General features: G+C 68.7%; 9 protein-coding genes. 8 read left to right on the top strand and 1 reads right to left on the bottom strand.

Going from position 1 to position 12,341, the window contains the following annotated elements:
• The first annotated feature begins 18 nt into the window (after positions 1–18).
• From V5F74_RS20675 to V5F74_RS20645, 7 genes are all read left to right on the top strand, one after another.
• Positions 19–1,515 carry an ammonium transporter gene (locus tag V5F74_RS20675; protein ID WP_024276770.1) on the top strand — a complete coding sequence of 499 codons (1,497 nt, stop codon included), beginning with the start codon at positions 19–21 and terminating at the stop codon, positions 1,513–1,515.
• Positions 1,516–1,845: 330 nt separating this feature from the next.
• Entirely contained in the window at positions 1,846–4,875 is a 3,030-nt protein-coding gene (ileS, locus tag V5F74_RS20670; RefSeq protein WP_394009883.1) for an isoleucine--tRNA ligase, read from the top strand.
• 105 nt (positions 4,876–4,980) lie between these two features.
• A complete protein-coding gene (lspA, locus tag V5F74_RS20665) occupies positions 4,981–5,511 on the top strand; it encodes a signal peptidase II (protein WP_024276772.1) in 531 nt (176 codons plus the stop codon).
• Between the two features lie 52 nt (positions 5,512–5,563).
• Positions 5,564–6,298 carry a hypothetical protein gene (locus tag V5F74_RS20660; protein ID WP_051678871.1) on the top strand — a complete coding sequence of 245 codons (735 nt, stop codon included), beginning with the start codon at positions 5,564–5,566 and terminating at the stop codon, positions 6,296–6,298.
• 127 nt (positions 6,299–6,425) lie between these two features.
• Positions 6,426–7,835: a M16 family metallopeptidase gene (locus V5F74_RS20655; RefSeq protein WP_051460529.1), complete on the top strand. Its 1,410-nt coding sequence runs from the start codon at positions 6,426–6,428 to the stop codon at positions 7,833–7,835.
• Between the two features lie 113 nt (positions 7,836–7,948).
• Positions 7,949–9,241 (top strand): M16 family metallopeptidase, encoded by a 1,293-nt coding sequence (locus V5F74_RS20650; protein WP_250165352.1) that lies wholly within the window; start codon positions 7,949–7,951, stop codon positions 9,239–9,241.
• Between the two features lie 282 nt (positions 9,242–9,523).
• Positions 9,524–10,384 carry a hypothetical protein gene (locus V5F74_RS20645; RefSeq protein WP_394009882.1) on the top strand — a complete coding sequence of 287 codons (861 nt, stop codon included), beginning with the start codon at positions 9,524–9,526 and terminating at the stop codon, positions 10,382–10,384.
• A gap of 76 nt (positions 10,385–10,460) precedes the next feature.
• Here V5F74_RS20645 and V5F74_RS20640 read toward each other — a convergent pair whose 3' ends face one another.
• Positions 10,461–11,582 carry a linear amide C-N hydrolase gene (locus tag V5F74_RS20640; RefSeq protein ID WP_394009881.1) on the bottom strand — a complete coding sequence of 374 codons (1,122 nt, stop codon included), beginning with the start codon at positions 11,580–11,582 and terminating at the stop codon, positions 10,461–10,463.
• A 310-nt stretch (positions 11,583–11,892) separates the two neighbouring features.
• Here V5F74_RS20640 and V5F74_RS20635 point away from each other — a divergent pair, with 310 nt between their 5' ends.
• A complete protein-coding gene (locus tag V5F74_RS20635; RefSeq protein ID WP_250165349.1) occupies positions 11,893–12,285 on the top strand; it encodes an acyl-CoA thioesterase in 393 nt (130 codons plus the stop codon).
• Positions 12,286–12,341: the final 56 nt, after the last annotated feature.

Raw genomic sequence — 12,341 nt, 5'->3', positions numbered from 1 at the left:
TTCACGGAGCATTCATCCATGACGTCCAAGACGTGGTCCCGCGTGGGGGTTCCCGCGCTTCTTCTGGCGCTGGCGGTAGCCGCGCCGGTACTGGCCCAGACGGCGCCGCCTGCGACTGATGCCGCAACCGCCGTTCCCGCCGCAGTCGCCGCCCCCACCGTGAACAAGGGCGACGTCGCCTGGATGCTCACGTCCGCGCTGCTGGTGCTGATGATGTCGGTGCCCGGCCTGTTCCTGTTCTACGGCGGCCTCGTGCGCGCCAAGAACATGCTCTCCGTGCTGATGCAGGTCGCCTACAGCGTGTGCATCGTCGGCCTCATCTGGGTGCTCTACGGCTACTCGCTCGCCTTCACCGGCGGCTCTCCCTTTGTCGGCGGCTTCTCCAAGGCGTTCCTCTCCGGCGTCACCGGCGAATCCCTCGCCGCCACCTTCTCGGTGGGCGTGGCCATTCCGGAGTGGGTGTACATCGCCTTCCAGATGACCTTCGCCATGATCACCCCGGCCCTCATCTTCGGCGCCTTCGCCGAGCGCATGAAGTTCTCCGCCGTGGTGCTGTTCGTGCCGCTGTGGGTCACCTTCGTGTACTTCCCCATCGCCCACATGGTCTGGTACTGGGCCGGCCCGGATGCGATCGACGCCGCTGCCAAGGCCCTCGCCGCCGCCACTGACGGCACCGCCAAGGCTGCCGCGCAGGCCGCGCTCGACGCCGTGAACGCGGACTCGGGCTACATCTTCCAGCTCGGCGCCATCGACTTCGCGGGCGGCACCGTGGTGCACATCAATGCCGGTATCGCCGGCCTCGTGGCCTGCATCATGGTCGGCAAGCGTCTGGGCTTCGGCAAGGAGGCGCTCTCGCCCCACTCGCTGACGCTCACCATGGTCGGCGCCTCCCTCCTGTGGGTCGGCTGGTTCGGCTTCAACGCCGGCTCCAACCTCGAGGCCAATGCCACCACCGCCCTCGCGATGATGAACACCTTCATCGCCACCTGCGCGGCCGGCATGTCCTGGATGTTCGTGGAATGGCTGGTGAAGGGTAAGCCCTCCATGCTCGGCCTCGCCTCGGGCATCGTCGCCGGCCTCGTCGCCGTGACCCCGCCGTCGGGCTTCGCCGGCATCATGGGCTCGCTGGTCCTCGGCCTCGTCGTGTCGCCGATCTGCTTCATCTTCTGCACCGCCGTGAAGAACGCCCTGGGCTATGACGACGCCCTCGACGTGTTCGGCGTGCACGGGATCGGCGGCATCGTCGGCGCCATCGCCACCGGCATCCTGGTGAGCCCCTCGCTGGGCGGCACGGGCATCTACGACTACACCACCGGTGCGGTCGCGGCCTACGACATGACCGCCCAGGTCATCGCCCAGCTCAAGGCTGTCGGCGTGACCGTGGTGTGGTCGGGCGTCGGCACCGCCGTCATCCTGTTCGTGATCTCGGTCATCGTCGGCCTGCGTCCCTCCACGGACGTGGAGCGCGAGGGTCTCGACATCAACGAGCACGGCGAGCGCGCGTACCACTCGTGATCCTGGCGGGGCGGCCTCGTCGCCGCCCCGTGGTTCTTTAAAAGAGGGGAACCAAGAAGAGCCCCGGCACCGTTGGTGCCGGGGTTTTTCTTTGCCCGCCGCAATCGGAGGGCGCTGGCGCTGCGCCGATCTGCGGGCTTTTCCCGGCCCTCCGCGCCTGATAGAAGCCGCACCATGAGCGGATTTTCTCATTATCGCGGGGTCCTGCCTCGCCGCAGCCGCCCCCTCGCGGCGCGAATTATCGGCCCGGCCCCCCGCCGGCGCGGCTGAGCGCGCGGGGGCTGCCGGGATTTTTCCGCCCCGACCCTGCCTTCATCCCCCGAGCGTTCCATGACCGAGAAGTCCGAGAGCAAGCCGTCCGCCGAGGCGTCCGCCCCCGATTATTCCAAGACCCTGTTCCTGCCGGAAACCGCCTTCCCCATGCGCGGCGGCCTGCCCCAGAAGGAGCCGGAGCTGCTCGCCCGCTGGGCGCGCATCGATCTCTACGGCCGCCTGCGCGAGGCCGGGCGCGGTCGCGACCGCTTCGTGCTGCATGACGGCCCGCCCTATGCCAACGGCAACATCCACATCGGCCACGCGCTCAACAAGATCCTGAAGGACGTGGTGACGCGCTCCCAGCAGATGCTGGGCTATGACTCGAACTACGTGCCCGGCTGGGACTGCCACGGCCTGCCCATCGAGTGGAAGATCGAGGAAGAGAACTACCGCAAGAAGGGCAAGCAGAAGCCCGACTTCTCCGACGCCGCCGCCATGGTCGCCTTCCGCCAGGAATGCCGCGCCTATGCCGAGCACTGGCTGAACGAGCAGCGCACCGAGTTCAAGCGCCTCGGCGTCGAGGGCGACTGGGATCATCCCTATACCACCATGGCCTTCATGGCCGAGGCGCAGATCGCCCGCGAGATCATGAAGTTCGCCGAGAACGGCCTGCTCTATCGCGGCTCCAAGCCGGTCATGTGGTCCGTGGTGGAGAAGACCGCCCTCGCCGAGGCGGAGGTGGAGTATCAGGATTTCACCTCGGATACGGTGTGGGTGAAGTTCCCGGTGGTGTCGGAAGGCGACCTCAAGGGCGCGACCGTCGTCATCTGGACCACCACCCCCTGGACCATGCCGGGCAACCGGGCCGTCACCTACGCGCCGAAGATCGCCTATGGCGTCTATGAGGTCACGGACGCCCCGGCCGACAACTGGGCCAAGGCCGGCGACCGGCTGATCCTTGCCGACAAGCTGGCCGACGACGTGTTCAAGGCCGCCCGTGTCACCGCCTTTGAGCGGCGCGGCGATGTTCCCGCCGATGTGGTGGGCAGCCTCATCCTCGCCCACCCGCTCGCGGACCTCGGGCTCGGCGGCTACACCTTCAAGGTGCCGCTGCTGGAAGCCGAGCACGTCACCGATGACGCCGGCACGGGCTTCGTCCACACCGCCCCCGGCCATGGCCGCGAGGACTTCGAGGCGTGGGTGAACCATCGCCGCTGGCTGGAGGAGCGCGGCATCAATCCCGCGATCCCCTACACGGTGGACGAGGACAGCTTCTACACGTCCCAGGCGCCCGGCTTCGAGGGCAAGCGCGTCATCACCGAGAAGGGCGAAAAGGGCGATGCCAATACCGCCGTCATCGATGCCCTCATCAAGGCGGGCAATTTGCTCGCGCGCGGCCGGGTGAAGCATCAGTATCCCCACTCCTGGCGCTCCAAGAAGCCGGTGATCTTCCGCAACACGCCGCAATGGTTCATCGCCATGGACCAGGACATCCGCGCCGCGGACGGCAAGGCGGCGCCCCGCCCGGCGACGCTCCCCGGCAACGTTCCTGACACCCTGCGCGCCCGCGCGCTCGCCGGCATCAAGACGGTGGAATGGGTGCCGGCAGCGGGCGAGAACCGCATCACCGGGATGATCGAGAACCGGCCGGACTGGGTGGTCTCGCGCCAGCGCGCCTGGGGCGTGCCCATCGCCGTGTTCGTGAAGGACAAGGGCGACGGCGAAGTCGAAATCCTCAAGGACGCCGCCGTCAACGCCCGCATCGCCGAGGCCTTCGCGGCCGAGGGCGCCGACGCCTGGTTCAAGGAGGGGGCCAGCGCCCGCTTCCTCGCCGAGCGTGCCGCCGAGGGCTGGCAGAAGGTGGATGACGTCCTCGACGTGTGGTTCGATTCCGGCTCCACCCACACCTTCACGCTGGAGGTCCGCCCCGACCTCAAGGCGGAGCGTCCGCCCGCGGGGCGCGACAAGGTGATGTATCTGGAGGGCTCGGACCAGCATCGCGGCTGGTTCCATTCCTCGCTGCTGGAGAGCTGCGGCACCCGCGGCCGCCCGCCCTATGACGTGGTGCTGACCCACGGCTTCGTCCTCGACGAGGACGGCCGAAAGATGTCCAAGTCGCTGGGCAACGTCACCTCGCCGCAGGACGTCATCAAGCAGTCGGGCGCCGACATCCTGCGCCTGTGGGTGTGCGCCTCCGACTATGCGGACGACCTGCGCATCGGCCCGGAAATCCTCAAGACCACGGCCGATACCTACCGCAAGCTGCGCAACACCATCCGCTGGCTGCTCGGCTCGCTGCACCATTACCGGCCGGAGGAGAAGGTGGCGGTGGCCGACATGCCGTCGCTGGAACGCTTCATCCTCAACCGCCTCGCGGAGCTGGACGGGGAGATCCGCGCCGCCTACCGCGCCTTCGACTACAAGAAGGTGCACGCGGCGCTCACCCAGTTCATGAACATCGAGCTGTCGGCCTTCTATTTCGACATCCGCAAGGATGCGCTCTATTGCGATCCCTTCTCCTCGCCGACGCGGCGCGCCTGCCTGACCGTGCTGGACGAGGTGTTCAACCGCCTCATCACCTGGCTCGCGCCCATCCTCGCCTTCACCTGCGAGGAGGCCTACATCGCCCGCACGGGGGATGAGGAGGGCTCGGTGCATCTCCTCGCTTTCCCGGAGACGCCCGCCGCGTGGCGCGACGAGGCGCTGGCGGAGCAGTGGCGCAAGGTGCGCCTCATCCGCCGCGTGGTGCTGGGCGCACTGGAGGTGGAGCGCGCCGCCAAGCGCATGGGCTCCTCGCTGGAGGCCGCCCCCGAGGTTTATGTGACCGACGATGCGCTGGCCGAGGCCCTGTCCGGCCTCGACCTCGCCGAGATCGCCATCACCTCGGATGCGAAGCTGATCCGCGGCGAGGGGCCGGCCGATGCCTTCCGCCTGCCGGACGTGCCCGGCGTCGCCGTGGTGCCGGCCCGCGCGGAAGGCACCAAGTGCGCCCGCTCGTGGAAGGTCTCGCCCGCGGTGGGCACCGACCCGGAATTCCCTGATGTCACGCCGCGCGATGCCGCCGCGCTGCGGGAGTTCTATGCCGCCCACGCTGCGGCGGAGTGAACCGAACCCCGCCCGCCCTCGCGTTGCCGGGGCGGGCGGCCTCGTCTATGAACGGCGGATCGCGTCCGGCCATCGGCCAGAGCGGCCGTTCCTGAGAGAGGCCCCTTGCAGCGCCGTCCCATCTTCTTCGGTCTTCTCGTCGCTCTCGCTGTGCTGGTGGCGGATCAGGCCTCCAAGGGCCTCGTGCTCGCCTGGTCGGCGTCCTGGGACGGGCAGATCAAGCCCGTCGCGCCCTTCGTCGACTTCGCCGCGCTGTGGAATTACGGCATCAGCTACGGCCTGTTTCCGCAGGGCGAGACCGGGCGCTGGGTGCTGGTGGCCATCAAGGTGGCGGCGGCCATCCTGTTCGCCGTGTGGCTGGCCCGCGCCCGCAGCCGTTTCGAGGCGTTCGCGCTGGGCCTGCTCATCGGCGGTGCCATCGGCAATGCGGTGGATCGGGTGGTCTATGGGGCGGTGTTCGATTTCGTGTCGCTGCACGCCTTCGGATACCGCTGGTACGTGTTCAACCTCGCCGATGTGGCGGTTGTTGTCGGCGTGGGCCTGCTTCTTTACGATGCATTTCTCGGCGGCGCCTCAAAATCGCCGCCCTCGGCCGCGCCAATGGCGCCCCGGTCCGAAGCTGAGCGCGAGCCGTGAGCGCGCACGCTTTGAGAACGCATCAGAGGATGGCATCGAGGACGTGAGACCCATGCGAGAGATTTCCCTTTTCCCGCATAGCGCTGATGCCGCGCCGCGCGCGGCCGGCACCGTTCTGTCCCCCGCACTTCGCCTCATCCCGCTGCGCTTCGGGGGCGGCGCGCTGCTCGCCGCCTTTGCCCTGACGCTCGCCGCGCCCGCCCCGGCCGCCGCGCAGAACCTCGACGGCAGCACCAATATCTTCGAAAGCGCCATGCAGATTCTTGGGCTGAAGGAGGAGGACGAGAAGCCGGAAATCGACTACCGCGAGCGCGCCCCCCTCGTGGTGCCGCCGCGCGTGCCCGATGCCCTTCCCCCGCCGCAGAAGAGCGCTGCCGAGGCCAATCCCAACTGGCCCAAGGATTACGACCTCCAGCGCCGCGCCGCCGCGGCGCAGGCGGCGAAGGCGCCGATCGTGCGCGACGATCCGGGCCGGCCGCTCATGCCGTCCGAACTCAACCGCGGCAAGAAGCGGGCGGTGGGCAACAGTTCCTCGCCGACCGAGCCGGTCGGCGCGGGCTCCCAGCGCGACGTGCTGCTGCCCAGCCAGCTCGGCTCCTCCGGCTTCCCCGGGCTCGGCGGCCTGACCGGCAAGCAGGAACAGCTCACCTTCAACGGCGAGCCCACCCGCGAGAACCTGATCCAGCCGCCCACCGGCTACCAGACGCCCGCCCCCAATGCTCCCTATGGCGTGGTGGAGGAGAAGAAGGAACCCTGGAAGCTGCCGACCCTGTTCGATCGCCAGTGACGGCGTCTGCGCTCCGGCGCAAGGGCGGACCGAGGGTGGGCACGGACGGAAACCGCAGTCGCCCGTCCTTTTCTGCGGCGGCGGGCACCCTATCTTTCCTTGACGGACGCGTCTTCGGGCGCGTCGAATGCCGAAAGATCGTCACGTGCAGATGAGCCGTCTCGCCATGGTTGCCATTCTCGCCGCTGGAGCGGCCGCATTTTCTCCCCGCCTTGCTGATGCGGCGGGCCCCGAAGTCACCGAATTCAAGCTCGCCAACGGCCTTCAGGTCATGGTCATCCCCGATCACCGGACCCCGGTGGTCACCCACATGGTGTGGTACAAGGTGGGATCGGCCGACGAGCAGCCGGGCAAGTCCGGCATCGCTCATTTCCTCGAGCATTTGATGTTCAAGGGCACCGATGCGCACCCGCAGGGCCAGTTCTCGGCCGAGGTGGCGCGCCTCGGCGGCCAGGAGAACGCCTTCACCTCGCAGGATTACACCGCCTATTTCCAGCGCGTGGCGAAAGAGCACCTCGAGACCGTGATGGGCTTCGAGGCCGACCGCATGCGCGGCCTCAAACTGTCCGACGAGGTGGTGCTGCCTGAGCGTGACGTGGTGCTGGAAGAGCGCCGCATGCGCACGGACAATGATCCCGGCGCGCGCCTCTCCGAGGTTTTGCAGGCCACGACCTACGTCAACCATCCCTACCAGCACCCGATCATCGGCTGGGAGCACGAGATCAAGGGCCTCAACCGCGAGGATGCCCTGGCCTTCTACCGCCGCTTCTACGCCCCCAACAACGCCCTGCTCGTGGTGGCCGGCGACGTCGATCCGGCCGAGGTGAAGGCGCTGGCGGAAAAGACCTACGGCAAGGTCGCCCAGGCCGATACCCCGCCGCGCAACCGCCCGCAGGAGCCCGAGCCGCGGGCCCACCGGCGGGTGTCGCTGGCCGACCCGCGCGTCGCGCAGCCGAGCTTGCAGCGCTCCTACCTCGTGCCCTCGGCCCGGACCGCTGCGCCGGGCGATGCGGAGGCGCTGGAAGTGCTCTCGCACATTCTCGGCGGTGGGCAGACCAGCCGCATGTACCGCACCCTCGTGGCCGAGAAGGGTCTCGCGGCCGGGGCTGGCTCCTGGTATCAAGGAACCGCCTACGACGCGACCCGCTTCGTCGCTTATGCGTCCCCGCGTCCGGGCGTGAGCCTTGAGACGCTGGAGGCGGCGGTGGATGCGGTGGTTGCCGAGCTGCAGGAGAAGGGCGTGGACGATCTGGAGCTGGCCCGCGCCAAGACCCGGCTCATCGCCGACACCATCTATGCGCAGGACAACCAGGCGACGCTCGCCCGCATCTACGGCGCCTCCTGGGCCACCGGCCTTTCCGCCAAGGACGTGCGCGAATGGCCCGAGCGGCTCAAGGCCGTGACCGCCGATCAGGTGCGTGACGTGGCCCGTCGCTACCTCGTCACCGACCGGGCCGTGACCGGCTACCTCAAGCAGACCGAGCCCAAGGCCGGCGACGCCGGTAAGGCGGACGGCAAGAAGGACAATCGCTCGTGACGGCGACCGTCACGGCTTTCGTGTTCCGTTCGCCGGCCCGTTCGGGCCGGCGCGCCTTTTTCGCGGGCGCGGGCCTTCGCCCTGCCGCCCGGCTCTTTCTTGCGATGGTTACGATGGCCCTTTCCCTTCTCGCCGCCGATACGGCGCAGTCCCAGTCGAGCCGCATCACCGAGGTGACGAGCCCCGGCGGCATCAAGGCCTGGCTGGTCCACGACACCACGCTCCCGCTCATCGCCTTCGAGTTCGCCTTCCTCGGTGGCGCGGCTCAGGACGGCCCCGAGCATGCCGGCCTCGCCAACCTTGCGTCCTCCCTGCTGGACGAGGGCGCCGGCGCGATGGATTCCGACGCCTTCCAGCGGGCGCTGGCCGATCATGCGGTGGAGCTGCATTTCGACGCCGGCCGCGACGAGATGCGCGGTTCCCTGCGCACCCTCTCGGAAAACCGCGACAAGGCCTTCGAGCTGCTGCGCCTCGCGGTGAACGAGCCGCGCTTCGACAGCGAGGCGGTGGAGCGCATCCGCGCCTCCCAGCTCGCCATGCTGCGCCGCCGCTCCACCGAGCCCAATGCCATCGCCAACGACCGCTGGTTCGCGCTCGCCTTCCCCGGCCATCCGTATGGCCGGCCGGTGGACGGCACGCTGGACAGCGTCGCCAAGCTGACCCGCGAGGACATCGCCGGCTTCATCGGCAAGACCTTCGCCCGCTCCAACCTGCGTGTCGCCGTGGTGGGCGACATCAGCGCCGAGGAACTGGGCAAGCGGCTCGACGAGGTGTTCGGCAAGCTCCCGGCCCAGGCGACGCTGACCCCCGTCGCCAATGTGACGCCCCAGAAGATCGGCACCGTGGAGGTCATCCCCCTCGACGTCTCGCAGTCGGTGGTGGTGATGGGCACCGGCGGCCTGGAGCGGCGCGATCCGGACTTCATCCCGGCCTATGTGCTCAACCACATCCTCGGCGGCAGCGCCTTCTCCTCGCGCCTGTTCAAGGAAGTGCGCGAGGCGCGGGGGCTGGCCTATTCGGTCTATTCCTATCAGGTGGCGCTCTCCCATGTCGGCCTCTGGTTCGCCGGTACGGCGACCAAGAACGAGCGGGCGGCGGAATCCATCTCCCTCATCACCCATGAGTTCGGCCAGATCCTGAAGGACGGGCCGACCGCCAAGGAGCTGGAGGAGGCAAAGAGCTATCTGATGGGCAGCTATGCCCTGCGCTTCGACACCTCGTCCAAGGTTGCCGGCCAGCTGTTGCAGATCCAGCTCGACGATCTCGGCATCGACTATATCGACCGTCGCAACGCCCTGATCGCCGCCGTCACCCTCGACGATCTCAAGCGCGTCGCCGGCCGGCTGGCCACGGCGAAGGACGCGCTGACGGTGGTGGTGGGCAAGCCGGTGGGCCTCGGAGGCTGATCGGCCTGCGGTAACCTTACTTTCACGGAGCCGGCGCCGGGGACCCGCAGGGGCGGGCGGGGAGTCCTCATGCCGGCTTCCCTTTGCTATAAGCGCGCGATCCAGGGCGCCCATGGAGTTGAAGATATGGCGGGTGCAACACGGACGGTCGCGCAGATCCGGGCCACCGACGGGCCCGCGATGGCAGCTTCACGCGTGTGCGCACCCCTGTCGTCTCTGACGGCGCGCCGCGGTTTCACGTTTTCCCGGCATTCCCTCGCGCGGCTTGTGCTCCCCGGCCTGATGGCGGCGGTCCTTGCCGGTTGCGCCGGTGGTGAAGGCCTCGACGGCTCCTTCGGCGCGCAGGATACGGGCGTCGCCGGCGGCACCGCCATTGCAACGCCGGTGGCGGGCGGCACCTCTGCCGGTGTGGTCAACAGTGCCAACTCCGGCTCGCTCGTCGTCGGCGCCGGTCCGGACCAGCTGTCCTATGACTGCCCCATGCTCACCGTGCGCACCGGCGCCGGCAGCTGGCAGGTCACGACCGGCGGTGGGCTGCGCTATCAGGCCACCATCGGCCGCCTCGCCCGCGAATGCACCATCGCCAACGGCATGATGATGGTGAAGGTGGGCATCGAAGGTCGCGTCCTGATGGGCGAAAAGGGCAGCCCCGGTCAGGTGAAGGTGCCCGTTCGCATCGCCGTGGTGAACGAGGGTCCCTCGCCCAAGACCGTCACCACCAAGTTCTTCGCCATTGCCGTCGACGTTCCGGCCGATCCGGGCCACGCGCCCTTCACCGTGGTGGAGGACCAGATCGCGTTCCCGCTGCTGAAGCCGAACGAGATGGAGCGCTACATCATCTATGTGGGCTTCGACCCGCAGGGCACGCCGGAAGTGCGCGAGCGGCCCAAGCCGTCCGCCTCGCGGCCGAAGCCGAAGCCGGCGCCCGCCGCCGCGCAGCCCGCCCCGGCACCAGCAGCCGCCAGCGCGCCGCCCCCGGCAAGCTCTTCGTCCTCCAGCTCGTCGTCTTCGGGCTCGAAGGACGTGTTCGGACCGCCCCCCTCCAGCGGCGGCACCAGTGGCGGCAGTTTTGCGCCACCCCCATCGAGCGGCGGTTTCGCCCCGCCGCCCTCCACCAACACCTTCGCGCCGCCGCCCAAGTAGGGGCGCGTCAACACGTAGGGGCGCGTCAACAAGTAGGGGCGCGTGACGATCCGCGCAGGCTCGCTCCGCGAGCGGCTCAGTCCAGCTTGACGGGCAGGAAGGTGAAGGGCTGCGCCGGCACGAACCGCGCGGCCGCGTTGCCGCCATAGACCTTGCCGCCGGTGAGATCGAGCTTCTTCACCGGCGCGCCCACCTTCAGGTCGAGGTCGGCGATGGGCACCCAGAAGGTGTTCGGGCTGGTGGCGGAATCGAAGAAATAGACCCTGTCCTTCTGGTCGCTCACCGTCCGCCACAGGGTGGAGGCGATGTTCGGCTCGCCCGGCGTCGAGAGACCGAGCGGCACGCTCACCGAGCGCATCACGCTGGCGACGCTCGCCACCGCCTGGTTGGCGTAGGTCTGGTCCGGAACGGCGGACAAAATTTCCGGCGCCGCCTTGGCGGGGATGGCCTTAATGAAGAAGCTGGCGCGGGCGAAGCGGTCCGCCGCGCGGTTGGTGCCGGGCAGGAACACCGTGCCGCCGATGTCCTGCCAATAGGCGTTGAGCGCCAGCTGCTGGTCGTAGCTGGGTGAGTTGGTCATCACCTGGTACTGGCGGCCGTGATGCACCACCAGCTTGCCGCCGAGATACTCGAAGATGGCGCTGTCGCCGGAGGGATCGGAGATGGCGAGGTGGAGCTGGGCGCCGGAGCCGTTGGGCAGGTTCGCCGTCACCACCACGAACGGCTCGGCGGAGAGCGCCGTGACCGCCTCGGCGACGGTGGCGAAATTGTCGAGCACGTATTGCGCCCACACGCTGATGGAGAGGGCCGGCTTGCCGTTGGGCTTCGCGTATTCGGATTCGGCGAGGTACAGCAGGTTGGCGACGAGGCCCTTCTCGTTCATGCCGTCGGCCGAGCCCACGTCATAGCCCGAGGCGATGACGCTGCCGTATTTCGACACCCATTTCGGCGTGTTGGCCCCCGCCGCCCCATCGCGCGCCATGCCGGCCGGGAAGGCCCACAGGTTGGTGCGCATGTCCTCCATCCAGTCCATGGACCGGCCGGTGATGACGACGCCGTCGGAGCCGAGATAGACCGCGCGGGTGCAGGCCTGCGCCACGGGTGCGAGCGCGGAGGCGAGCGCCCCGGCCAGCACTGTGGCGGCGAGGGCGCGGCGGCGGATGCGGGAGATGCGGCGTTCGGGACGGGTCTGGACCATGGCGGCCTCCGATGCGACCGGCCCAAAATGAAAACCGCCGGTAACGAGGTCAGCCTCGTTCCGGCGGAATCATGTGCCGGCCTTCTGAAAAGGTTCGGCTGAAAGAGATACCGGCTCCGCCCACACAGCAAGGCGGAGCCGGTCATCCATGCCCTGTCTGCCCCGAAAAGACATGGACAAGCGTTAGAAACCACACCCCCGGTCCCGATTCTCTGAGATGGATCAAATTTGGCGGCGCTGCGGCGAAATTTTGCTATCAGCTTCGGCGGAACGTTGCGCAGAGCACGCCTCAGGCGTGCGGGGAGAAGGGATGCACGACAAGGAGTCGCAGATGCCGGATGGCATTCCGGTCATCCGGACCATCGCCATGCCGGCCGATACCAATCCGAGCGGGGATATCTTCGGCGGCTGGCTGATGTCGCAGATGGACCTTGCCGCCGGAAACGTGGCGGCGCGCCGCTCGCGGGGCCGCGCGGCGACGGTGGCGGTGGAGGCCATGAGCTTCCTGTCTCCGGTGGCGGTGGGCGACGAGGTGAGCCTGTTCGCCAACATCGCGCGGGTGGGACGCAGCTCGCTGCGCATCGAGGTCGAGGCGTGGCGCCGGGCGCGCGAGAGCGAGCAGTCCACCAAGGTGACGGAGGCCGTCTTCACCTTCGTCGCCATCGACGGCGAGGGCCGGCCGCGGGCCATCCCGGCGGAGTAGCGGGGCGGGCCCCGAAGGGCGCGCACAGCCCGCGCGGCGCCTGAGCGAAGGCGGGA

The sequence above is a fragment of the Xanthobacter aminoxidans genome, assembly GCF_043193615.1.
GTDB classification, from domain to species: domain Bacteria; phylum Pseudomonadota; class Alphaproteobacteria; order Rhizobiales; family Xanthobacteraceae; genus Xanthobacter; species Xanthobacter aminoxidans.
The sequence above is the reverse complement of the archived record's forward strand: the minus strand, read 5'-3'. Positions and strand labels throughout refer to the sequence as shown.

Excerpts from the sequence above, each read along its gene's own strand:
- V5F74_RS20650 (WP_250165352.1), top strand. The coding sequence starts at position 7,949 with ATGGCCCTTTCCCTTCTCGCCGCCGATACGGCGCAGTCCCAGTCGAGC.
- V5F74_RS20645 (WP_394009882.1), top strand. The coding sequence starts at position 9,524 with ATGGCGGCGGTCCTTGCCGGTTGCGCCGGTGGTGAAGGCCTCGACGGC.
- V5F74_RS20635 (WP_250165349.1), top strand. The coding sequence starts at position 11,893 with ATGCACGACAAGGAGTCGCAGATGCCGGATGGCATTCCGGTCATCCGG.
- V5F74_RS20660 (WP_051678871.1), top strand. The coding sequence starts at position 5,564 with ATGCGAGAGATTTCCCTTTTCCCGCATAGCGCTGATGCCGCGCCGCGC.
- V5F74_RS20675 (WP_024276770.1), top strand. The coding sequence starts at position 19 with ATGACGTCCAAGACGTGGTCCCGCGTGGGGGTTCCCGCGCTTCTTCTG.
- V5F74_RS20640 (WP_394009881.1), bottom strand. The coding sequence starts at position 11,582 with ATGGTCCAGACCCGTCCCGAACGCCGCATCTCCCGCATCCGCCGCCGC.
- V5F74_RS20655 (WP_051460529.1), top strand. The coding sequence starts at position 6,426 with ATGCCGAAAGATCGTCACGTGCAGATGAGCCGTCTCGCCATGGTTGCC.
- ileS (WP_394009883.1), top strand. The coding sequence starts at position 1,846 with ATGACCGAGAAGTCCGAGAGCAAGCCGTCCGCCGAGGCGTCCGCCCCC.